This is a genomic window from Spirillospora sp. NPDC048911 (assembly GCF_043198015.1).
Taxonomy (GTDB): Bacteria; Actinomycetota; Actinomycetes; order Streptosporangiales; family Streptosporangiaceae; genus Spirillospora.
This window is the reverse complement of record NZ_JBICUD010000011.1, coordinates 261,868-283,655: the sequence shown is the minus strand read 5'-3', so window position 1 is coordinate 283,655 and position 21,788 is coordinate 261,868. Positions and strand designations below refer to the sequence as shown.

At 71.9% G+C, this 21,788-nt stretch carries 20 protein-coding genes; 16 read left to right on the top strand and 4 right to left on the bottom strand.

Translation table 11 applies throughout. The features are described 5' to 3' along the window. Positions 1-493 precede the first annotated feature (493 nt). The 9 genes from ACGFNU_RS40485 to ACGFNU_RS40445 all read left to right on the top strand — a co-directional run bounded on the left by ACGFNU_RS40485 (position 494) and on the right by ACGFNU_RS40445 (position 10,118). Positions 494-3,775 carry a nitrate- and nitrite sensing domain-containing protein gene (locus ACGFNU_RS40485; protein WP_392601918.1) on the top strand — a complete coding sequence of 1,094 codons (3,282 nt, stop codon included), beginning with the start codon at positions 494-496 and terminating at the stop codon, positions 3,773-3,775. Next, on the top strand, positions 3,772-4,221 hold the full coding sequence (locus ACGFNU_RS40480) for a roadblock/LC7 domain-containing protein (RefSeq protein WP_392601917.1): 450 nt from the start codon (positions 3,772-3,774) through the stop codon (positions 4,219-4,221). Before ACGFNU_RS40485 ends, ACGFNU_RS40480 begins: the two co-directional genes overlap by 4 nt. A gap of 31 nt (positions 4,222-4,252) precedes the next feature. Continuing rightward, positions 4,253-4,684, top strand: a complete 432-nt coding sequence (locus ACGFNU_RS40475; RefSeq protein ID WP_392601916.1) for a DUF742 domain-containing protein — start codon at positions 4,253-4,255, stop codon at positions 4,682-4,684. 130 nt (positions 4,685-4,814) lie between these two features. Continuing rightward, positions 4,815-5,375, top strand: coding sequence for an ATP/GTP-binding protein (locus ACGFNU_RS40470; protein WP_392602069.1), 561 nt, complete (start codon positions 4,815-4,817; stop codon positions 5,373-5,375). Further along, positions 5,372-6,418, top strand: coding sequence for an LLM class flavin-dependent oxidoreductase (locus ACGFNU_RS40465; RefSeq protein WP_392601915.1), 1,047 nt, complete (start codon positions 5,372-5,374; stop codon positions 6,416-6,418). The genes ACGFNU_RS40470 and ACGFNU_RS40465 overlap by 4 nt, the downstream gene beginning before the upstream one ends. 250 nt (positions 6,419-6,668) lie before the next feature. Further along, entirely contained in the window at positions 6,669-7,643 is a 975-nt protein-coding gene (locus tag ACGFNU_RS40460; protein WP_392601914.1) for an ABC transporter substrate-binding protein, read from the top strand. Further along, entirely contained in the window at positions 7,643-8,416 is a 774-nt protein-coding gene (locus ACGFNU_RS40455; RefSeq protein ID WP_392601913.1) for an ABC transporter permease, read from the top strand. The genes ACGFNU_RS40460 and ACGFNU_RS40455 overlap by 1 nt, the downstream gene beginning before the upstream one ends. Further along, positions 8,413-9,222 (top strand): ABC transporter permease, encoded by an 810-nt coding sequence (locus ACGFNU_RS40450; RefSeq protein ID WP_392601912.1) that lies wholly within the window; start codon positions 8,413-8,415, stop codon positions 9,220-9,222. Before ACGFNU_RS40455 ends, ACGFNU_RS40450 begins: the two co-directional genes overlap by 4 nt. Before the next feature lie 104 nt (positions 9,223-9,326). Further along, positions 9,327-10,118, top strand: coding sequence for an SGNH/GDSL hydrolase family protein (locus ACGFNU_RS40445; RefSeq protein ID WP_392601911.1), 792 nt, complete (start codon positions 9,327-9,329; stop codon positions 10,116-10,118). Positions 10,119-10,200: 82 nt separating this feature from the next. Here ACGFNU_RS40445 and ACGFNU_RS40440 read toward each other — a convergent pair whose 3' ends face one another. Further along, on the bottom strand, positions 10,201-10,587 hold the full coding sequence (locus ACGFNU_RS40440; RefSeq protein ID WP_392601910.1) for an STAS domain-containing protein: 387 nt from the start codon (positions 10,585-10,587) through the stop codon (positions 10,201-10,203). Positions 10,588-10,770: 183 nt separating this feature from the next. On the opposite strand from ACGFNU_RS40440, the gene ACGFNU_RS40435 reads away from it, so the two are divergent. Next, entirely contained in the window at positions 10,771-14,460 is a 3,690-nt protein-coding gene (locus tag ACGFNU_RS40435) for an AAA family ATPase (RefSeq protein WP_392601909.1), read from the top strand. 10 nt (positions 14,461-14,470) lie between these two features. On the opposite strand, the gene ACGFNU_RS40430 is transcribed toward ACGFNU_RS40435, so the two are convergent. Then, on the bottom strand, positions 14,471-16,552 hold the full coding sequence (locus ACGFNU_RS40430; RefSeq protein WP_392601908.1) for an ABC transporter ATP-binding protein: 2,082 nt from the start codon (positions 16,550-16,552) through the stop codon (positions 14,471-14,473). Positions 16,553-16,710: 158 nt separating this feature from the next. Between ACGFNU_RS40430 and ACGFNU_RS40425 the strand changes: the two genes are divergently transcribed. From ACGFNU_RS40425 to ACGFNU_RS40400, 6 genes are all read left to right on the top strand, one after another. Beyond that, positions 16,711-17,856: an LCP family protein gene (locus ACGFNU_RS40425; RefSeq protein WP_392601907.1), complete on the top strand. Its 1,146-nt coding sequence runs from the start codon at positions 16,711-16,713 to the stop codon at positions 17,854-17,856. A gap of 91 nt (positions 17,857-17,947) precedes the next feature. Continuing rightward, positions 17,948-18,256: a hypothetical protein gene (locus ACGFNU_RS40420; protein ID WP_392601906.1), complete on the top strand. Its 309-nt coding sequence runs from the start codon at positions 17,948-17,950 to the stop codon at positions 18,254-18,256. 191 nt (positions 18,257-18,447) lie between these two features. Then, positions 18,448-18,603 (top strand): hypothetical protein, encoded by a 156-nt coding sequence (locus ACGFNU_RS40415; RefSeq protein ID WP_392601905.1) that lies wholly within the window; start codon positions 18,448-18,450, stop codon positions 18,601-18,603. A 170-nt stretch (positions 18,604-18,773) separates the two neighbouring features. Beyond that, entirely contained in the window at positions 18,774-18,929 is a 156-nt protein-coding gene (locus tag ACGFNU_RS40410; protein WP_392601904.1) for a hypothetical protein, read from the top strand. A gap of 33 nt (positions 18,930-18,962) precedes the next feature. Next, positions 18,963-19,451, top strand: a complete 489-nt coding sequence (locus ACGFNU_RS40405) for a glutathione peroxidase (RefSeq protein ID WP_392601903.1) — start codon at positions 18,963-18,965, stop codon at positions 19,449-19,451. Positions 19,452-19,583: 132 nt separating this feature from the next. Next, positions 19,584-20,501, top strand: a complete 918-nt coding sequence (locus tag ACGFNU_RS40400) for an oxidoreductase (protein WP_392601902.1) — start codon at positions 19,584-19,586, stop codon at positions 20,499-20,501. 12 nt (positions 20,502-20,513) lie between these two features. Here ACGFNU_RS40400 and ACGFNU_RS40395 read toward each other — a convergent pair whose 3' ends face one another. Both ACGFNU_RS40395 and ACGFNU_RS40390 read right to left on the bottom strand, forming a co-directional pair. Continuing rightward, positions 20,514-21,131 carry a TetR/AcrR family transcriptional regulator gene (locus tag ACGFNU_RS40395; RefSeq protein ID WP_392601901.1) on the bottom strand — a complete coding sequence of 206 codons (618 nt, stop codon included), beginning with the start codon at positions 21,129-21,131 and terminating at the stop codon, positions 20,514-20,516. A gap of 74 nt (positions 21,132-21,205) precedes the next feature. Then, on the bottom strand, positions 21,206-21,766 hold the full coding sequence (locus ACGFNU_RS40390) for a methylated-DNA--[protein]-cysteine S-methyltransferase (RefSeq protein WP_392601900.1): 561 nt from the start codon (positions 21,764-21,766) through the stop codon (positions 21,206-21,208). Positions 21,767-21,788 lie beyond the last annotated feature (22 nt).

The following is a 21,788-nucleotide window of genomic DNA, read 5'->3' as shown; positions in this document are numbered from 1 at the left end:
GAATGTCCGCCGGATCGCGGCGAAATGCTATTGGAATGCGGTCCAACGCTCGTCCCATGCCATCTTCGGCAACATTTTCGCAACGAGGAACGCGCCCGGTCGCGGCCGCATTACGGCGCGTGGCATCACGGGGGTTCCGGGGGGTCGTCAACTCCTAGACAAAGGGTGCAAACCGGACAAACGGGTATAAAACTACTGGTGTTCTGTGCGGATCTGCGAAGATCGCTGACACCTTTGCGGCGTGTCTTCTAATGTGCTCCAATGTCGGGCGCAGTGAAGGAACAGCGGGCATGTCGTGCAAACCAATCGCGCAGCCCTCGACCGCCGGAAAACGGCACTGTGAGTGAGAGGGTGTCGACGCCAAGTGCGTATGCAATCGGGCGATGAGAGTCGGGAAGCTCCCCCCGGGCCCGGGCGCGAGCTTCCCTTGGCCGTGCCCGCAGCCGACAATTCCGACCGTGGGCTCGGAAGGCTGCGCCTCCATAACTGGCGCGTGCCGGTCAAGCTGTTCGCGCTCATCGCGATCCCGACCTTCGTGGCGGCCCTGCTGGCGGGATACCGGGTGTCGGTCTCCTGGAACGACGCCCAGGACTACCAGCGGCTGGAACGCCTCGCCGAGCTCGGCCAGCAGATGGCCGCCTTCTCCCACGAACTCGAGGGCGAACGGGACCTCCGGGTGGACCGGACCGCGGGCGGCGCGTTCAGCCAGGTCACCGACAACACCCTGCGCGCGAAGCAGGCGTCGGTCGACGAGGCCGCCGGAAAGGTGCGCACCGCGGCCCGGCGGGTGAGCACCGAGGGTTCCCCCGGCCTCGAACTGACCGTGCGCACCGTCCTCTCCCGCATCGAGGTGCTGCCCGCCCTCCGCAGGCTGGCCGACCAGCTGCCCCCCGGCGCGATCGTGGACAAGTACTCCGGGGTCATCGCCGACGTCAACGACTTCCACGTCCAGCTCGCCCAGGGCGCGCCCAAGCCCGATCTCGCGCAGAACGCCCTGGCCCTGTCGGCGATCGCGCGGGCCAAGGACGCCGCGTCCCAGGAACGCGCGCTGGTCGCCACCGGCCTGTGGGCCGGGCGGTTCGAGCAGTCCGACCTGCGGGCGCTGGAGTCCACCAGCGCCGAGTCCGAGAGCCTGGTGGCCACGTTCCGTTCGACGGCGACCGGCGAACAGCGCCGGTTGTTCGAGGACACCGTGACCGGCACGGAGATCGACCAGACCGAGAGCACCCGCCTGCAGGCCGTCACGCTGGCCCGCGCCTCCGCCTCGCTCCGGGTCAGGCCGGCCCTCAGCGCCAACGACGCGCGCACGTGGGGCCGGAACATGACGAAGAAGACCGAGAAGATGCGCGACGTCGAGGAGGTGCTGGCCAAGTCGCTCACCGACCGCACCGGCGCCCTGCGCGGCGACGCCCTCGCCGCCGCGATCCGCGACGGCGTCATCCTCTTCCTCGTCATCGTGATCGTCCTCATCGCGACCATCATCGTCGCCCGCTCGCTGGTGCGGCCGCTGCGCCGGCTGCGCAACGGCGCGCTGGAGGTGGCCGGCACCCGGCTGCCGGGTCTGGTCGACCGGCTGCGCGATCCGGAGGCGGCCGCCGGCGGCATCGAGGTCGACCCGATCGACATCGTCTCGACCGACGAGATCGGCCAGGTCGCCCGCGCGTTCGACGAGGTCCACCGCGAGGCGGTCCGGCTCGCGGCCGACGAGGCCGTCCTGCGAGGCAACATCAACGCGATGTTCGTCAACCTGTCGCGCCGGAGCCAGTCGCTCATCGAACGCCAGCTGCGGCTGATCGAGGAGCTGGAGCAGAGCGAGCGCGACGAGGAGCAGCTGGCCAACCTCTTCCGGCTGGACCACCTGGCCACCCGCATGCGCCGCAACTGCGAGAACCTCCTGGTCCTCGGCGGCCAGGACCAGGTGCGCAAGTGGAACCGCCCGGTCCCGCTCATCGACGTCGTGCGCGCCTCGCTGTCGGAGGTGGAGCAGTACGAGCGGGTCTCGCTGCGCGTGCAGGGCGAGATGCTGGTCGCCGGTCCCATGGTCAACGACCTGGTGCACCTGCTGGCCGAGCTGGTCGAGAACGCCACGGTGTTCTCCGCCGAGAGCACCAAGGTCACGGTGTCGGGCCAGCTGCTGAGCGGCGGCGGCGCGATGCTGCAGATCACCGACAACGGCGTGGGCATGTCGGTGGAGGAGCTGGAGCAGGCCAACTGGCGGCTGGCCAACCCGCCGGTCATCGACTTCTCGGCCGCCCGCCGCATGGGCCTGTTCGTGGTCGGCCGCCTGGCGGTCCGGCACGGCATCCGGGTCGAGCTGCGGGCCGCGCAGGGCGGCGGTCTCACCGCGTTCGTGGTGCTGCCGGACGCGGTGGTCAGCGCCGGCGAGTCCGGCGGCGTGGGGTCGCGCAACTTCAGCGGTGGCGGCCGCGAGTTCGACGCCCCGGCGCCGGTCCTGTCGGCCGGCGCGGGCACCCCGCTGGCGCTCTCCGCGCCCTCGAACGGCGGCTTCCAGCAGACCGGCGGGCAGCCCACGTTCCACGACACCGGCGGCCGGCCCTCGCTGCAGGACACCGGGCCGCGCGCGTCTCTGCGGGACACGGGCTCGCAGCCGTCCTACCAGGATCCGCGTCCCTCGTACCAGGACGGCGGCTCCTACCAGGACACCGGCTCCCGGCCGTCCTACCAGGACTCGCGTCCCTCGTACCAGGACGGCGGCTCCTACCAGGACACCGGTTCCCAGCCGTCCTACCAGGACGGGTCACGCCCCTCCTACCAGGACACGGGATCGCAGCCGCGCCTCCACAACACCGGCGGGCAGCCGCGGGTGTCCGGCACCGGGCCGCTGCCGCGGATCCACGGGACGGGCCAGGGGCAGGGCATGCCGCCCGCGGAGCCGTCGCACCCGGCCACCGGGCCGCTGCCGATCCGGCAGCCGGGCGCGCAGCTGCCGGGCCGCGCGGAGCCGCAGGGCCAGACCGGGCCGCTGCCCCGCGTGCTCGACGGCAGGGACCACACCGCGCCGCTGCCGGCCGTGCCCGAGGCGCAGCCGCGCATCCCCGAGCAGCAGGGCCCGGCGGACCGCAACCTGCGGCGCCAGATCTCGTGGGAGACCGGCCCGCAGCCCGCGGTGGAGGCCTTCGGCGCGCCCGGCGGCGACTACGGCCGCGGCGGCGAACCGGGCCACCAGCCCGGCAATGGATCCGGTACCGGCGGCGCCTCGTGGGGCGAGCCGCACGGCACCGGTCAGGGCGGGCCTCGGCAGCCCGCGCCGTTCACGCTCGAGGAGCCGGTCCTCGAGCCGCCCGCTCCCGAACCCGCCGTGCGGTCCGAGCCGCCGCGGCGCACCCCGGAGCGGTCACCTATCTTCGACGCGATGCAGTCGGAGTGGTTCCAGCGCAGGTCCGAGGGTGGGGGAGGCAAGGATCCGGTGAAGGGCTGGGAGTCGCCCGCCGACGCGGGCTTCCAGGCCGCCGAGGCGGTGCGGGAGCCGGTGGCGGGCAAACTGACCTCCGTCGGGCTGCCCAAGCGGGTGCCCGGCAAGAACCGGGTCCCCGGCGCGGTCGCGTCGCCCGCGGCCCAGGCCGCCACCGGACCACTGGAACAACCGGCGGCGCCACGGCAGGCCCAGTCCGCCGACGTCGTCCGGAACCGTTTCGCCAGCCTGCAGCGCGGCGTCCACCGTGGGCGCACGCACATGCAGCAAGGCGGACCGGGCGAGGGTACAGGTGAAGATCCGTCGCAGCAGGGCGGCGGAGAGACAGGAGGCACCCGGTGAGCGGGCAGGATCTCAACTGGTTGGTGACGAACTTCGCGGACCGGGTTCCGAAGGTCGCGCACGCCGTCGTGGTCTCCTCAGACGGTCTGCCGATGGCCTACTCGGCCGGCTTTCCGCCGGAGCGGGCGGACCAGCTATCGGCCATCGCCTCCGGGCTGATGAGCCTCACGCAGGGGGCGGCGAAGATCTTCGACGCCGGCGGCGTGAGCCAGACCGTCGTCGAGATGGACCGCGGACTGCTGTTCGTCATGTCGATCACGAACGGCTCGGTCTTCGCGGTGCTCGCCGCGCCGGACTGCGACCTCGGCCTGGTGGCGTACGAGATGACGCTGCTGGTCGAGCGCGTGGGCCGGGTACTGACCCCGGCGCTGCGCGCCGGCGGGGAGCAGCCGCCCCATCCAGGTCCTCCGGTGTCCGAAATGGGCGCCGGCCCGGCCCGTTACTGACCTTGATTGATTCTGGCGGAGGGTCGGCGTGATGGATCGAGGCGGACACTACGGTGCCGGGCCCGGCGGTGTCCCACGATGGGACGACCGGTCGCAGCGGCGGCCGGAGCCGCGGCAGGACCAGGACTCCAGTTCCCTGGTGCGGCCGTACGCGGTCACCGGCGGGCGTGTCAAGCCGCGGTACGACCTGGCGATCGAGGCGCTGGTCACCGCGGCGCCCTACCCGCCGCGCGACGTGTCCATGCTGACCCCCGAATATCGGGCGATCATGGATTTGTGCCGGTCGGCGCGTTCGGTGGCCGAGGTGTCCGCGCTGTTGAGGCTCCCCCTCGGCGTGGCCCGCGTGCTCGTCGCCGACATGGCCCTCGAAGGACTTCTGCGGCTGCACCAGTCGCGCCCCGCCGGGACGCAGCCGGACCTCCGCCTGCTGGAAAGGGTGCTCAGTGGACTTCGCAAGCTCTGATCGGGGATCGGTGGCGGGGCCGCCCGCCGGACCGGGTGGTCCCGGTGGTCCGGTCGGTCCCGGTGGCCCGGGCGGGCCGGGCGGCCCCGGTGGCCCGGGCGGCCACGGCATGGGCGGTCCGGACGGCGACCTGGTCTCGGTCAAGATCGTCGTGGGTGGCGGTTTCGGCGTCGGCAAGACGACGTTCGTCGGCTCGGTCTCGGAGATCATGCCGCTGACCACCGAGGCGGTCATGACGGCCGCCAGCGCGGACGTGGACGACCTGTCCGCGGTGCCCGACAAGACCACCACCACGGTCGCCATGGACTTCGGCCGGGTGTCGCTGGACAGCGAGCTGATCCTCTACCTGTTCGGCACGCCCGGGCAGCACCGGTTCTGGTTCATGTGGGACGACCTGGTCAAGGGCGCCATCGGCGCCGTCGTCCTGGTCGACACCCGGCGCCTGGCCGACTGCTTCGCCGCGGTCGACTACTTCGAGGAGCTCGGGCTGCCTTTCGTGGTCGGCGTCAACGGCTTCCACGGCGAGTTCCAGTACGGCGTCGAGGACATCCGCGAGGCCCTGTCGATCAGCGCGCACGTGCCGATCCTCCAGTGCGACGCCCGCAGCCGGGAGTCGACCAAGCAGGTGCTCATCACCCTCGTCCAGCACGCCATGTCGGTGCACATGGCGGCCGCCGGGCCGGGGTCATGACCTGCGCGGCCGGTCTTCCCCCCGACCGCGAGGTATGGACGCTGACGTTCCCGGCCGCGGGCCGGGGGCCGCAGGCCGCCGCGACGGCCGAGGCCCAGGGCTGGGACGGGATCCTCATCGCCGACAGCCAGAACCTCACCGGCGACGTGTACGCGACGCTGACCGCCGCCGCGGCGGCCACCGAGCGGATCCTGCTGGCGCCGGGCGTGACCAACAGCGTGACCCGCGACCCGGCGGTGACCGCGTCCGGCATCGCGACCGTGCAGCAGTTCTCCGGCGGCCGGGCGGTGCTGGGCATCGGCCGGGGCGACTCGGCGGTCGCCTACCTCGGGAAGCGGCCGTCGCCGGTCCCCGAGTTCGAGGACTACCTGCGCGACGTGCAGGCCTATCTGCGCGGTGAGGCGGTCGACCGGTCGGGCTTCCCGAGCCGGCTGGAGTGGCTGCCCGGCGCGGACCTGCCCAAGGTTCCGGTCGAGGTCGCCGCGACCGGGCCCAAGGTGCTCGCGGCCGCCGCCCGCACGGCCGACCGCGTCGCGGTCACCGTCGGCGCGGACCCCGGCCGGGTGCGCTGGGCGATCGACACCGCGCGCCGGGCCCGGGAGGAGGCCGGCCTCGACCCCGCCGGCCTCTCCTTCGGCGCGTACGTCAACGCGGTGGCGCATCCCGACCGGAGCGTCGCGCGCGAGGTGGTACGGGGCAGCTTCAGCACGCTCGTGCGGTTCGGCGGCATGTCGGACGCCGGCTCCCAGGTCACCGCGGCGGCCGACCGGTCGGCGCTGACCACGCTGGCGCGGGACTACTCGGTCCGGCGCCACGCGATGCGCGACGCCGAGCACGCCGCGGCGATCGACGACGGGTTCGTCGACCGCTTCGCCGTGGTCGGCCCGAGCGAGCACTGTGCGGAACGGCTGCGGGAGCTCTTCGACGTCGGGCTGGACCGGCTCATCATCGCCGGCCATTCCCGCGACGCCGACCCGGCGCTGCTCAGCGAGACGGCGGAGCGCTTCGCGTCCGAGGTCCTCCCGATGGTCAGGAAGAGCTGACCGGGCGGACGGGCCCAAGAACACTCAAAGGCGAGAGAGGTGTGCAGCGATGCATTATCGGTCATCGGGCTGACATTCGGCCGGGCTGACCCCCGTCCCGAATGATGATCATTGTGCGCTAGTCTCTTCGCGCTGGCCGTCGGCCATCGCTGGTCAATCCCCCCGTGTAGCGATACGGCCGCCCGCTCACCATCCGTCATCCCCGCGAGTTGGCTGGAGCGGCCGGTGGCTCGTTTCGTAAGGAGCAAGAATGAAGTTCGGTCGAATCCGGCGCGTCGTTGGCGCCGGGCTGGTCGGCATCCTCGCCGCCGGCCTCATCGCCGGATGCAGTGATTCCGATGACGCCGGCGGCGACGGTGATCTCGAGAAGAGCACCCTCAACATCGGCACCCTCCCCATCCCCTATGCGGCCCCCGTATACCTGGCGCAGCAGAAGGGCTTCTTCAAGGAGGAGGGCCTCACCGTCAAGACCGAGGTCTTCCCCGGTGGCGCGAAGGCCCTGCCGAAGCTCATCGGCGGCCAGATCGACATGATGGTCAGCAACCACGTCAGCGCGATCACCTCGTCCGCCAACGGCACCAAGATGCGCATTCTCGCCGAGATCGACCTCGGGGTGGAGAAGGAGCTGCCGGTCCTGGTCGCCAAGGACTCGCCGATCCACACGCCCGCCGACCTCAAGGGCAAGAAGATCGCGCTCAACACCGGGCGGAACCTCGGTGAGCTCACCGTCACCTCGGCGCTCGCCACCGCGGGCGTGGACGTGAAGAAGGACAAGGTCACGTTCGTCGACGTGCCCTTCCCGGCGATGGTGGCGGCGCTGGAGAAGAAGTCGGTCGACGCGATCTGGGTCGCCGAGCCGTTCCTCACCGACGCGCAGAAGAAGCTCGGCGCCCGTCCGGTGCTGGACTCGCTGTCCGGTGCCACCAAGGACCTGCCGCTGGACGGCTACGTGGCCACCGACGCCTTCGTCAAGAAGAACCCCAAGACCACGGCGGCGTTCAAGCGCGCCATCGCCAGGGCGCAGGCGCTGGCGGCGCAGGACCGCAACGCGGTGGTGAACATCCTGCCCAGCTACGCCGGCCTCGACAAGAGCACGGCGGCGTCGATCGTGATCGGGCCGTTCGTCACCTCGACGAGCGCGACGCGGTTGCAGCGGGTGGCCGACCTGATGCTTCAGTACGGCTTCCTCAAGGAGAAGTTCGACGTCAACACGATTCTGGGCTGATGAAACAACGTTTGATCCGTGGTGGTCTCGGCGTGCTCGCCTTCCTGGTGCTCGCCGAGGCCGCCACGCGGCTCGGATTGATCAAGTCCAGCGTGCTGCCGCCGATGTCGGCGGTCGTGCGCTCGGCCGTCCTGCTGGTGGGCGACACCGCCTTCCTGCGGGACGTGGGCGCCACGCTCTACGTGTGGGCCGTCGGCATGCTCCTCACCATCGTCGTCGGGGTGCCGCTCGGCGTGCTGCTGGGCACGCTGCCGCCGGTCGACCGGGCGGTCCGCGGCATCCTGGAGTTCCTCCGGCCCATCCCGTCGGTGGCCCTGGTGCCGCTCGTCATCGTGATCGCCCAGTCCGACTTCCGCATGCGGGCCATCGTGATCTTCTACGCCGCGCTCTGGCCGGTGCTGATCAACACGATGTACGGGATGCGTGAGGTCGACTCGCTCGCCAAGGAGACCCTGCGCAGCTACGGGTTCGGGCGGATCTCGGTGCTCTGGCGGGTCGCGCTGCCCCACTCCATGCCGTTCGTCGCCACGGGCATCCGGATGGCGGCCTCCGTCGGGCTGATCCTGGCGGTGAGTGCCGAGCTGCTGGCCGGCGGCTCGCACGGTCTCGGCGTGTTCATCCTGAAGAAGTCCAGCGGCATCGACACGACCGACGAGGTGCTGGCCGCGGCCATCTGGGCGGGCGCGCTCGGGCTCGTGATCAATCAGGTGCTGGTCCAGCTGGAACGGTCGATGTTCCGCTGGCACGTGGTCCGGACGGAGGCGGCGCTGTGATCGTGCGGAGACTGGGTTCCTGGGTGGTCCGGGTCCTGGCCGTGGTGTGGCTGCCCGTCGTCGCCGTCGTCGTGTGGCAGAAGGTGACCGCCGCCAAGCAGGAGCCGTTCTTCCCCGAACCCCTGGTGATCTGGGAACGGATGAAGGAGCTGTGGTTCACCGGCCCGGCCGACCACCTGTTCCTGAACGAGGTGGCGACCGAGCACTGGTCCGCGAGCCTCGGCCGCATGTTCGCCGGCTGGGCCGTCGCCGGCGTGCTGGGCGTGGCGCTCGGCGTGGCGCTCGGCCGCTCCCGCCTGGTCTTCGACTTCCTCGACCCGCTGCTGCAGTTCGGCCGCGCGATGCCGCCGCCCGCGCTGGTGCCGTTCTTCATCTCGGTCTTCAAGATCGGGACGCAGATGCAGCTCGCCACGATCATCTTCGGGGTGATCTGGCCGGTGCTGCTCAACTCCATCGACGGCGCGCGCGGCGTCGACCGGGTCAAGCTCGACACCGCCCGGTCGTTCGGCATGTCGCGCTGGATGCGCCTGCGGTACCTCATCCTGCCCGCGGCCGCGCCCAAGATCTTCGCGGGGCTCCGGCTCAGCCTCTCGCTCGCGCTGATCCTCATGGTGCTCTCCGAGCTCGTCGGCAGCAGCGACGGCATCGGCTACCAGCTGCTGCAGGCCCAGAACGAGTTCAACGTCCCCCAGATGTGGGCGAGCATCGTGCTGCTCGGAGTGCTGGGACTGGTGCTGAACGCGATCTTCCTGGTGATCGAGCGCCGCATGCTGGCCTGGCACCGGGGATCGCAGGGCCACGCCTGATCGGCCCCTGGGGCGGAGCCCGATTTATTACGGTGGCGTAGGGACATATGTACGCTGCATGATTAATCCACGTGACCGAACATGATTCCATTCCTGGGGTTGCGATGGGAGATCAGCGGCAGATCAGGACCTTCGTCGCGCTGGGGGACAGCTTCACCGAGGGCCTGAACGATCCGGACCCCGCCGCGGGGCCCGACCGGTTCCGCGGCTGGGCGGACCGCCTCGCCGAGCGACTGGCCGAGCACGACCCCGGGCTGCGCTACGCCAACCTGGCGATCCGCGGCAAGCTGCTGCACCAGATCGTCGAAGACCAGGTGCCGCGGGCGATCGAGCTGCGGCCCGACCTCGTGACCTTCTGCGCCGGCGGCAACGACATGATCCGCCCGGGCGCCGACCCGGACGCGCTGGCGGTCGAGTTCGACGGCGCGGTGCGGCGGCTCCGGGCGACCGGCGCGCGCGTCCTCGTCTTCACCGGCTTCGACCCGCGCGGGCTCCGCTCGGGCGGGCGGATCCGCGGCAAGGCCGCCATCTACAACATGCACCTGCGCGCGATCGCCGACCGGCGCGACTGCGCGGTCGTCGACCTGTGGCCGATGATGGGCGTCTTCAACGACCCCCGGGCCTGGTACGAGGACCGCCTGCACCTGTCGCCGGAGGGGCACCGCCGGATGGCCCTGCGGGCCGCCGAGGCGCTCGGGCTGCCGGTGGCGGCCGACTGGCGCGAGCCCTGGCCCGCGGCGGAGACGGCGCCGGACTGGCTGACGATGCGCCGCGAGGATATCCACTGGGCCAGAACGTACTTGCTGCCCTGGATAGGGCGCCGTGCGACCGGCCGTTCCTCGGGTGACGGACGCGGCCCGAAGCGGCCGACGCCCTCCCCGCCGCAGAAGGCGTGACGCCGCGGAACGTGACGGAAACGAGGCACCCCCGGGCCCTGCGGGCTCCGGGGGTGCCGTGCCGAGTCGCCGACGCCCGCGGTCAGGCGGGTTCGGTGGCCGGCTGGCCGCTCGCGGCGCGTTCCGCGAGTCGGACGGCGACGGCCTCGTCGAGGCTGTCGAAGACGGTGAGCCGGCCGGTGAGGCCGGTCACCTCCAGCGTCCGGCGCACGATCGGCCGGGGCGCGGCGAGGCTCACCCCGCCGCCGGCCGCGGTCGTCACCTTGTAACAGCTGATGATGACGGAGAGACCGTGGGAGTCCATGAACTCCAGGTCCTCCAGGTCGAGGATCATGATGTCGCCGTGTTCGCGGCGCGCGGCGTGCAACTCCCGGCGCAGGTCGTCGGCGTTGGCGATATCCAGTTCGCCTCGCAGGCGCACGACGGTCAGCCCGTCATGCGGCTCGGCGGTCACTTGCAGTGGCTGCACGGGGGATTCCTCCTCCCGGTCGGCGGGCCTTCCCCGGTGTCCCGGTGAAAGCTCTTCATTGGTCAACTATCGCGGACCGGCGTCCAAGTGCCAACCCGGCGTGCCCGGCGGCGTCTTCCCAGGCAGTGCGGCGGGAGGCCCGGAAGGGATGTGTGTGATCGCCCCGCGCCGTAGGGTGCACGTGTGAACGTCCCACGTTTGCCGGAACATCTCGAGCTGCTGCTGACCGACGAGCCCGTCCTGGACGTGTACGCCCACGGGCCGTGGCGGGTGCCGGACGGCCTCTACGAGGAGCTCCGGCAGCGCGCCGTGGAATACAACCGCGACCCGCGCGCGGTGGTGCTCTCCCGGCAGCTCAGCGACTTCTACGGGCCGGGCACGTCGGCGGCGGGCGCCGAGCAGTGGTCGCTGCTGACGTTCCTGCTGGGGGCCTCGGCGCTCCGCGGCGGATCGCGCGGCGACGTCGACTACGAGCTGCTGTCGGGGTTCCTCGCCACGCCGGAGCCGGCCGTCCGCGACCCGCTGGCCTGGTTCTCGCAGGGCGGGCGGTGGCGCCCGCCCGGCCTGTGGCTTCCCGAGCCCGCCGGGGACGACCGCGAGCGCCGCACGGTGATGTACGGGGTCGCCCGCGCAGGGCTGGACGTCTTCGAGGGGCTCGAACCCGTCGAGGAGCGGCGGCGGGCCCTCATCGGGCTCTATGACGGCCGGGCGAACGATCCCGTGCTGCGCGAGCAGGACCTGACGGCGCCGCTCGAACGTCTAGAAGAGCTGTGGACGTCGGGCCTGTCCGCCGAGGACCTGGCCGTGCTCCCCGAGTGCGCCGGGCCCGTCGGCTATCTCACCTGGGCGTGCGAGGGCCTCGCCGCCGCCCACGAGCGGCTCGCGGGCACCGCCGACGCGGGCGACCCGTTCGAGGTCGCCCTGGCCAAGCTGCTGCTGGCGGCGGAGGCCGCCGCCGCCCCGGCCGAGCTCGCGCCCGCGATCGGCACCCGGCGGTACGAGGCGGTCGACGACCGGCTGCGCGCGATCCGCGCCGACTTCGCCGTGGAGAAGTGGCAGCTCGAACTGCGCACCTGGCTGGCGCGCGGCCTCGTCTCCGGCGAGGCGGACGCCTGCCGCGCCTGGCTCGACATGGCGATGCGCGTCACGGGCGCCGTGCAGGGCCTGCCCGAGGCGGCCACGACGCCGCGCTGCCGGCTGCCGTTCCGCGCGTTCAACCTCGACCTGCGGCGGCTCTTCACGGTCCGCCGCGTCGCCAACCCGCTCGCCCGGCGCCTGGCGGCCGCCTCGGCGACCGAGGGGGACACGACCGGCGGCGCGCCGGAGACAACGGCAGGGGAGACGGCGCCGGCGAGCGGACGAGCGGTCACGAGCCCGATCGTCGGCCAGCCCGAGCTGGTCGGCGCGCTGCACGAGGCCATCGCCGCGCGGCTGGCGGGGGAGCGGCCGGTGCGGCTGCTCGTCAGCGGGCCCGAGGGCACCGGCAAGGGCACCGCCGCCGAGGTCGCCGAGCGCGTGCTGACCGAGCGCGGCACGATCCGCGACTCACTGTGGATCTCCGACCAGGTGTTCTCCGCGCTGAGCGGGAGCGACGCGGTCCTGTGGCTGCAGGCCCGCGTCCGCGAGTGCCTGGAGGGCCGCCTGCTGCTCGTCGTGGACGACCTGGAGAAGCTGGCCGGCCATGACCGCTGCGGCCCGGCCGCCGTCGAGGAGCTGCGGCGGCTGATGGCCCGCTCGCCCGCCCTGGACGTCATCGCGCTGTGCCGTCCCGGCGGCGACCGGCGGCTGTTCGACGTCAACCCGGCGCTGGTCGGGGCCTTCGAGGTCACCCGCACCAGGGAGTTCACCGCGGCCGACTTCACCGAGCTGTTCCGCCGCGCCGTCGAGCGCCGGGGCGGCACGGCCGCGCCGCCGGTGGCCGCGGCGGCCGGCACGCTGCTGACCCGGACGGCGCCGCTGCTCAACCTGCGCGGCGCCAGGCTCGTCGAGCACCTCGCCGACCAGGCCTGTGCCGCCGCCCTGGCCCGCGCCGACGCCGCGTTCGCCGCCACCGCCACCGCTGGTGCTGACTCCGCCGCACCGGCCGGCACGGGAGCCGAGCCCGCGGACCGGGCCGACGCGGGTGACGGCGGCGCCGTGGTCGAGGTCACCGAGGCCGACCTCCCGCAGCGGCTGATCGCCGGTGGCGCGGCCACGGCCGACCCGTTCGCCGAGCTCGCCGCCTGCGCGGGCATCGAGCCGGTCAAGAGCGAGGTCGGGGCGCTGGTCGCCGAGGCCAAGGCCGCTCATCTGCGCCGCGAGGCGGGCATGCCGACCGCCGCCCGCCCGCGCCACCTGGTCTTCATGGGCAATCCGGGGACGGGCAAGGCCACGGTCGCGCGCTGCCTCGCCCGGATCTACACCGATCTCGGCGTGCTCACGACCGGGCATCTCGTCGAGGTCGACCGGGCCGACCTCGTGGGCGACTATCCGGGGGAGAGCACGCTCAAGGTGCGCCGGGTCGTCGAACGCGCCCTTGGCGGCGTGCTCTTCGTCCGGGACGCGCACACCTTCAACCCGGTCGACTCCACCCGCGGCAGGGAGGCGGTCGAGGTGCTCCTCACCGCCGTGGAGGCGCATCCCGAGGACCTCATCGTCGTGCTGTCCGGGCCCGAGGCCGAGCTGAACGGCCTGCTCAAGGCCCACCAGGACCTGGCCGCGCACTTCCCGAAGGCCATCCGGTTCCCGGACCTGACCGACGACGAGCTCGTCCACGTCTTCGCGCGGCTCGCGGCAGAGGAGGGCCTCGCCCTGGCCGAAGGCGTACTCGACAAGGTCCGCGGGCTCGTACGGGCGGCGCCGCGCGACCGCGGCTTCGCCAACGCCGGCCTCGTGGTCACCCTCCTCGAATGGGCGGTGGCGATGCAGGGCCGCCGGGTGCTCGCCGACGGCGTCGTCGACGAGACCGAGTCGCTCGACGAGATCCTGCTGGTCGACGTGCCCGACAGCCTCGCCCCCGACCGGGGCCGCGCCGCCGGCGACCCGCTCGCCGAGATCGGCCGGCTGATCGGGCTCGCGCCGGTCAAGGCGGAGGTCGCCAAGCTGGTCGCCGAGGCCCGCACCGACGGGCTGCGCCGCGAGGCGGGGCAGCCGCCGCTGTCGCCCACCCGGCACATGGTCTTCACCGGCAACCCGGGCACCGCGAAGACGACGATGGCCCGGCTCATCGCCGCCGCCTACGCCCAGCTCGGGCTGCTGACGTCCGGCCATCTGGTCGAGGTCACCCGCGCCGGTCTCGTCGGCGAGTACGTGGGCCAGACCGCGCCGCGCGTCCGGGCGGCGGTCGACAGCGCGCTCGGCGGGGTGCTCTTCGTGGACGAGGCGTACTCGCTGGCCCCGGCGGGCTCCGACCAGCGCGACTTCGGGCATGAGGCGGTCGCCGAGCTCATCAAGCTGATGGAGGAGCACCGGTCCGATCTGGTGGTGATCGTCGCCGGCTACGAGGGCGAGATGGAGCTGTTCCTGAAGTCGAACCCGGGCCTGGCCTCGCGGTTCCCCAAGGTGCTGCGCTTCCCCGACTACAGCGACGACGAGCTGATCACCATCTTCGAGTACATGTCCGCCGAGCAGGGGTTCACGCTCGCTGACGGCGTGCTGGCCGGCGTCCGGGGCCTGCTGGCGGCCGCTCCGCGCGACTCCTCGTTCGGCAACGCGCGCCTCATCCGCAACATCCTGGAGGACGCGATCTCGCGGCAGGGGCAGCGCATCGCGGCGGCGGCCGACGAGAGCCCGGGCGCGGTCACCCCGGCCGAGGTTCGCCTGCTGCGCCCGGAGGACCTGCCCGACAGCCCGAAGCCGCCGGACCGAGGCGCGGGCCACGGCCCCTACCTCTGAGCCGCCGGGCTCAGGCGGCGTGGTAGGCGCGCGCCTGCAGCGAGTAGAGCTCGGCGTAGAGACCGTCGAGCGCCATCAGATGGTCGTGGTCCCCTTCCTCGGTCACCTTCCCCTGGTCGAGGACGAAGATCCGGTCGGCGTGCCGGACGCTGGCCAGCCGGTGGGTGATGAGCAGGACGGTGCGGCCGTCGGCGTGCGTGCGGATCCGCTCGAAGAGATGGTGCTCGGCGCGCGCGTCCAGGGCGGCGGTCGGCTCGTCGCAGATCAGCAGCGGGGCGTCCCGGTAGAAGCCGCGCGCGACCGCCAGGCGCTGCCACTGGCCGCCCGACAGCTCCGCGCCGCCCTGGAACCTGCGGTCGAGCAGCGTGTCGTAGCCGTGCGCCAGCCCGTCGACGACCTCGTCGGCGCCGGAGGCGCGCGCCGCCGCCAGCACCGCGGTCTCGGTGCCGGCCGCGTCACCGGCCCCGCGGCCCATCGTGATGTTCTGCCGCGCCGTCATCGGCCAGTGCGTGTACTCCTGGGCGATGACGGCGATGCGCTCCCACAGCGTCGTCGGATCGATCTCGCGCAGCGAGACCTCGTCCCAGCGCACGTCGCCGCCGTCCGGGTCGTACAGGCCCGCCATGATCTTCGCGAGCGTGGTCTTGCCCGAGCCGTTCTCGCCGACCAGCGCGATCACTTCCCCGCGGCTCAGCTCCAGCGAGATCCCGTTCAGCGACGGCGTCTCGGCGCCCGGATAGGTGAACGTCACGTCCTCGACGACGATCTTGCCGAAGTCGTCCGGCAGCCGGGCGGCCTGCAGCCGGGCGGCCTGCCGGCCGGTGGCGGCCTGCCGGCCGGTGGCGTCGGGCCGGCGGGTCGTGGCGGGAAGGGGGGTGGCGGCGGGTTCCGTCTCCGCCGCGACCGCGGGGACGGGGAGGGCGCGCGCGGCGACGCGTTCGTCCGCCTTCGCGCAGAAACCGAGGTAGTCGCCGAAGTAGAGCCCCTCCTCGTAGCAGCGGTTGACGGAGAAGACCAGGTTGGCGAGCGACATCTGCCCGGTGCGGATGGCGAGCACGGCGGTTCCCGCGACCGCCAGCGGCACCGCGCCGCTCCACAACATGAGACCGAGCGCGACATAGACGCCCGCGGTCGTGACGCCCTGCAGCACGTCGCCGAAGACCCGGGCGACCGTCTGGCGCCGCGCCAGGCCCAGCTCCACCCCGCGCTGGTACGCGGCGACCCGGTCGTACTCGTCCAGCAGGAAGCGGCGCATGGTGAACGAGCGGATCTCGGCCGCGTGGCGGCGGTCGGCCATGAGGTCGGACAGGATCCACTTGCGGCGCGCGACCCCCACCAGGGCCAGCTCCGTCACGTACCGCATCCGGGCCGAGCGGATCGACGCCCAGCCCTCCGGCAGCGCGGTCAGCAGGAGCAGCGGGAGCAACAGCGGATGCAGCACCCCCAGCGTGCCGGCCGCCGCGATGACGCCCACGGCGCCGGTCAGGACGTCGACCGCGGTCGTCACCACGCGCGACGCCGACGCCATGCCGCGGCTCTGCGCCCGCTGGAGGTCGTCGAGGAACTCCGAGTCGTCCAGCGCGGCCAGTTCGACCGCCGTGGTCAGCTCGTACAGCCGCAGCTCGACCAGCCGTTCGACCTGCGGCTCCAGCCGGGCCTGCGTCCAGCCCGCGACCGCCTGCAGCCCGGCCCGCAGCGCGGCGGCGGCCGCGACCAGCGCCAGGGAGGGCAGCGCGGCGCGGACCCGGTCCGGCGTCGGACCGGCGCTGAACAGGGCGGTGAGGACGCCGGTCGTCGCGAGCAGCCCGAACGCCGTGAAGAACCCGGCGAGGAGGTTGAGCCCGATCGTCACCGACGTGTCGACCCGGCTGGCCCGCCACGCCAGCCGGGCGGACTGGGCGATCACCGAGGGCAGCCGCCGTGCCATCGTCCGCATGCTGGTCTCGACCAGTTCCCCGGTATGACGCGTCCAGCGGTGCTCGGTCAGCTCCGGCAGGACCGGCTCCGGCTGGTCGTCTTTTGGCAGGTCACGATGCTCTGACTCCTTCCCGAGGAGGAGCGCCCGAAGGAAAAATCTTCGCCAAGCAGTCATCCACGACCCCTCGCGCCTACGTATCACTCACTGGAAGTGTGCATCGGGAGGCCGACAAGTTTTACTGCATCCGTCACATAGCGTGGTGATTGGGAGCTGTGGACAATCATGCGCCAGATGGACGCGGGCAGGCCGCCGGAATCACTAGGGTTTACGGCATGACCGACGCCTGGCCGGACGGCTGGACACGACAGGAGGGGAACCGCGTGGCGCGCAGCAGGCAGCCTGCACCAGCCGGGACGGACTACCCGTACGAGCAGGACCCGTACGAGAGCGATCCGTACGCGGGCGACCAGCTGCGCGGGATGGGCACCTACGGCGAGGACACCCGGCCGGCGGGCCGTGCCCGCGTCCGCAGGCGCCGCTGGCCCAAGATCCTTGCGGCCCTGGTCGTGGTCGTCCTGGTCATGGTCGTCGGCGGCTACTTCTATCTCGACTCCCGGCTCAACCGCGAGAGCGTCCTCACCGACTACGCGGGCCGTCCCGCCGACACGCCGGGCACCAACTGGCTGATCGTCGGCTCCGACAGCCGCGAGGGCCTGTCCAGGCAGCAGAAGAAGGACTTCGCGACCGGCAGCGCCGCGGGCCGCCGCACCGACTCGATGATGTTGCTGCACTACGGCGACGGCGGCACGACGCTCGTCAGCCTCCCGCGCGACTCCTACCTGCCGATCCCCGGCAAGGGCTCCAACAAGCTCAACGCGGCCTTCGCGTTCGGCGGCCCCAAGCTGCTCGTCCGGACCGTCGAGCAGGCCACCGGCATCCGCGTCGACCACTACGCCGAGATCGGCTTCGGCGGGTTCGTCGGCGTCGTGGACGCCATCGGCGGCGTCGAGATCTGCGTCAAGAGCCGCATGAAGGACCCGAAGGCCGGCATCGACCTCCAGCCCGGCTGCCAGACGCTCACCGGCGGCGAGGCCCTCGGATACGTGCGCACCCGGGCCAGCGCGCGCGCCGACCTCGACCGCATCGACCACCAGCGGCAGTTCTTCGGCGCCCTGATGAAGAAGGCGGGCGGCCCCGGGGTGTTCCTCAACCCGTTCCGGAGCGTCCCGCTCGCCATGAACGCCACGAGCAACTTCATCGTGGACGACAACGACCACCTGCTCGACCTCACCCGGATGATGTGGGCCATGCGCGGCGTCTCCGGCGGCGACGGCGTCACCACCTCGGTCCCGCTGGGCCGCTTCGGCTCGTCCGCGGCGGCGGGCTCGTACATCACGTGGCACCCGACGAAGTCCAAGCAGCTGTTCACCGCGCTCAAGGACGACCAGCCGGTGCCCAAGGACGTCATCACCAAGTAGCCGCGTCCACGGCGTCGATGACGAAGGTGGCGGCGCACCGCGCGCGGCGGGCGGATGCATGAGACGTGCCCCTGTGGCTAGAGTCAGGGGCATGCCCGATGAGACGCCCGGTGTGGCGGAGCTTGAGAGCCTGTCATCGAAGGAGTTGCACGACAGGGCGCTGGATCTCGCCAAGCAACGCCGCGATGTCGGCTTCCTGTGGGATCTGCTGCGCTCCATCCCCGCCGCCGCGGCGGCGACGGGCGACCGGCGGCGCGCCGACTTCGACATGCTGCACGGGCTGGCGTTGCTCGAAGAGTTCATCCATGCCGACGAAGGCGAAGTCGCCGACGCGCTACGCCCTGTCTATCTCGACTATCTGACTCGGCACGGAGAGTCCGGTTCGTCAGGCGGTTCGTAAAGTTCCCCTGAAAGTTCCAAGTGAAGGTGCGCTGAACGGTGTCCGGAAGGCGCTTCAAGGCGCCTGAACGCGCTCGAACGCGCCATGAAAGCCCTTACCCCCTGACTGTTCCTTTGTGACCCCTTGGTCGCCGCTCGCCCATCGCCGGGAATCACTCCAGGTGAGCACTTGACAGCGGGAGGTGGGCAAGTATGAACAAGAAGTACCTGAAACTGGGTGCCATCGCATTCGTCGCCTGGTACGTCATCAGCAGACCCGAGGGTGCCGCGAGCCTGGTCCACAGCGGTCTGGGCGGTCTCGGCAACGCCGCGGAGTCGTTGTCGCAGTTCGTGAGCGCCATCCCGTAGTCCGGCGGCCGTACGAGGCCCCGTGCCCTAGGGTGGTACGGGGCTCTTTCGTGTGCGCTATCCGGCACTTGCCTCAAGGCACAGTAAAATCGCGCTTTGCGGGCTGAAGCAGCTGGGCACAATTGAATCGGGTCAGTGTGTCGCTGCGCTACAACAGGGACGGCGTTCGGATGAAGAAGAACCTCCGCTATGTTGCCATCGCCTTCGTCATCTTCTACCTTCTCAGCAAACCCACGGAAGCCGCCGCTGTGGTCAACAACGGCTTCGACCAGCTCGCGAACGCGGGCAACCAGCTCGCCGCGTTCGTGGGCGCGCTCGGGACGTAACAGGCGGCGCGGGGCGGGTCTAAGATCGGCCCCATGTCTGTCTATGAGGTAGAGATCGGTGGTCTGCAGGGTGGCTCTGCGGACCTCGGGCAGTACGAGGGCAAGGCCGTGCTTGTCGTCAATGTCGCCTCCAAGTGCGGCCTCACCCCACAGTACGCAGGCCTGGAACGGCTGCAGGAGCGTTACGCCGGCCGCGGGTTCACGGTGCTCGGCGTGCCCTGCAACCAGTTCATGGGCCAGGAGCCGGGAACGCACGACGAGATCGCGCAGTTCTGCTCCGCGACGTACGGCGTGACGTTCCCGATGACCGAGAAGGTCGAGGTCAACGGGGCCGGGCGCCATCCGCTGTACGCCGGGCTCGTCGACGTCCCCGACGCCGGGGGCCACACCGGCGACATCCGCTGGAACTTCGAGAAGTTCCTCATCGCGCCTGACGGCACCGTCGCGGCGCGCTTCGACCCGCGGACCGAGCCCGAGTCGGCCGAGGTCGTCGGAGCCATCGAGAAGACCCTCCCCGCCTAGGACGCCCAGCGCCGTGCGGCGCGGTGCGGGGCCGCGCGGCTGTGGGGTCCGCCACATCCCGGCCGAACGGTTGTCGGTATTCGACGGCCGTTCTAATTTGGGGGCTCGAGATATGACGTGGAGGTGGCCCTCATGCACGGCTGGACGGCGGCGGACATCCCTGATCTCAGTGGCCGGCGGGCGATCGTCACCGGGGCCAACAGCGGGCTCGGCTACCACACCGCGCTCGAACTCGCCCGGCACGGCGCGTCCGTGGTGCTGGCCTGCCGCAGCATGGAGCGGGGGCAGCGGGCCCACGACCGGATCATGTCGGCGGTGCCCGCGGGCGAGGTGGCCCTGGCCCCGCTCGACCTCGCCGACCTCGCCTCGGTCCGGACGTTCGCGGGTGACCACGGCACGGCCCCGCTCGACATCCTGGTCAACAACGCGGGCGTGATGGCCCTGCCTCACCGGACGACGGCCGACGGCTTCGAGATGCAGTTCGGCACGAACCACCTCGGGCACTTCGCCCTCACCGGGCTGCTGCTGCCGTCCCTCCTCGCCGCGTCCTCACCACGCGTGGTGACCGTGACCAGCGGTGTCGCCCATGCCGGACGCCTGCGCTTCGACGACCTGCAAGGAGAGAAGCGCTACCGCAAGTGGGGCGCGTACGCCCAGTCCAAGTTCGCCAACCTCGTCTTCGCCAAGGAGCTGGCGCGGCGCTTCCCCGACGTGCTGAGCGTGGCGGCGCATCCCGGCTTCGCCGCCACCAACCTGCAGGAGGCGGGCCCGAAGATGGCGGGCAACCGGCTGGAAGAGCGGGTCGCCGCGGTCGGCAACAAGGTCGTGGCCCAGTCGGCGGCGGCCGGGGCGCTGCCGTCGCTGTACGCGGCGACGGCGCCCGACGTTCGGCCGGGCGTCTGCTACGGCCCGCGGCTCGCGCAGCTCAGGGGTGCTCCCGCGAAGGTCTTCACGTCACCGCTCGCGTCCAAGCCAGAGCTGGGCCGGCGGCTGTGGGAGGTCTCCGAAGACCTCACCGGCGTCACCTACGAGGTCGCCGCGAAGGGCTGACCGGTCCCGCGCTCAGCCGCCGTCGAGTCCGTGCAGCGCCTGGACGACCGCCACGGAGATGACCTCCGCGGCGTCGCCCGGCCGTTCGGCGACGAACTTGGCGGCCGCGTCGACGATGCCCTGGATCAGATGGGCGCGCAGCTCCGGCCCCGGGATCCCGGCCTCGCCGAGGGCCGTCACGAGCGGCCGCAGCAGCTGCGCGTGCCCGTCACGGATCCGCCTCGCCTCGGCGCCGCTGCCGCGCTCGGCCGCCCCCGGCTGCGCGGGCTCGGCCAGCGCGTGCTCCACGAGCGCCACGGCGGCCGCGTGCCGCCCGTCGGTCATGACTTCGAGCTGCACGCGGACGTAGGCCTCGACCTTCGCCGCCAGATCCGGCGGGCCGGCCAGCGCCTGGTCGACCAGCGAGGCCCAGCGGGGCAGCTCGTCTTCGACGATGGCCGCGACGAGGTCGTCCTTGGAGCGGAAGTACTCGTACAGGCTGGGCCGTGACAGCCCTACCCGCCGCGCGAGCGCGGCGAGCGACAGTGCCTCGATGCCCTCTTCGGCGACAAGGGAGCGGGCGGCGTCGAGAAGGGTGCGGAGCTGGCGGGCGCGGTGCTCGGCGACGGTGGCCTCGCTGATTTTCGGCACCCGGACATCCTACGTTTTCCGACGTCGGGTGGCGGGCGCGTCGCTCGCCGGCCCGTGGGGCGAGGGCCCGCCGCTCACGGGCCCGTGGGGCCCTGGCCGGGATCCCAGTCGAGCGTGGCGGGCACCGATCCCTCCAGCGTCAGCAACCACCGCTTGACCTCGACTCCTGAGCCGCCGCTGTAGCCGCCCAGCCCGTTCGCGGCCACCACCCGGTGGCACGGCACGATCACGGGGATGGGGTTGCTGCCCATGACCTGGCCGATCGCCTGGGCGCCCACGCCGAGGCCGCTGAGCCTGTCCAGCTCGCCGTACGTGACGACCTTCCCGTACGGGACCCGCTCGTACAGCGTGGTCAGGACCGTGCGCTGCACGTCCGAGGTCAGCCGCCAGTCGATCGGCACGCCGAACGTGACGCTCTCGCCGGCGAAGTACTCGGCGAGGCCCGCCAAGGCCTCGGCCGTGCGGCCGGGATCGTCCACGACCGGCAGCCCGGCCCGCTTGACCGCGCGGGCCCGCGTGCCGGGAGTGTCCTTGAACGACAGGTGGGCGACACCGTTCTCGGTGGCGCCGACCAGCAGCCGCCCCAGGGAGGTCTCGATCGCGCCGAGCGTCAGCGTCTCCGTCACGGTCTCCATCTTCGTCCCTCCTCGTGTACGT

Coding starts and splice junctions, on each gene's coding strand:
- ACGFNU_RS40475 (WP_392601916.1), top strand. CDS start 4,253: ATGGATCGAGGCGGACACTACGGTGCCGGGCCCGGCGGTGTCCCACGA.
- ACGFNU_RS40465 (WP_392601915.1), top strand. CDS start 5,372: ATGACCTGCGCGGCCGGTCTTCCCCCCGACCGCGAGGTATGGACGCTG.
- ACGFNU_RS40460 (WP_392601914.1), top strand. CDS start 6,669: ATGAAGTTCGGTCGAATCCGGCGCGTCGTTGGCGCCGGGCTGGTCGGC.
- ACGFNU_RS40455 (WP_392601913.1), top strand. CDS start 7,643: ATGAAACAACGTTTGATCCGTGGTGGTCTCGGCGTGCTCGCCTTCCTG.
- ACGFNU_RS40445 (WP_392601911.1), top strand. CDS start 9,327: ATGGGAGATCAGCGGCAGATCAGGACCTTCGTCGCGCTGGGGGACAGC.
- ACGFNU_RS40430 (WP_392601908.1), bottom strand. CDS start 16,552: ATGACTGCTTGGCGAAGATTTTTCCTTCGGGCGCTCCTCCTCGGGAAG.
- ACGFNU_RS40425 (WP_392601907.1), top strand. CDS start 16,711: ATGACCGACGCCTGGCCGGACGGCTGGACACGACAGGAGGGGAACCGC.
- ACGFNU_RS40420 (WP_392601906.1), top strand. CDS start 17,948: ATGCCCGATGAGACGCCCGGTGTGGCGGAGCTTGAGAGCCTGTCATCG.
- ACGFNU_RS40415 (WP_392601905.1), top strand. CDS start 18,448: ATGAACAAGAAGTACCTGAAACTGGGTGCCATCGCATTCGTCGCCTGG.
- ACGFNU_RS40410 (WP_392601904.1), top strand. CDS start 18,774: ATGAAGAAGAACCTCCGCTATGTTGCCATCGCCTTCGTCATCTTCTAC.
- ACGFNU_RS40405 (WP_392601903.1), top strand. CDS start 18,963: ATGTCTGTCTATGAGGTAGAGATCGGTGGTCTGCAGGGTGGCTCTGCG.
- ACGFNU_RS40400 (WP_392601902.1), top strand. CDS start 19,584: ATGCACGGCTGGACGGCGGCGGACATCCCTGATCTCAGTGGCCGGCGG.
- ACGFNU_RS40390 (WP_392601900.1), bottom strand. CDS start 21,766: ATGGAGACCGTGACGGAGACGCTGACGCTCGGCGCGATCGAGACCTCC.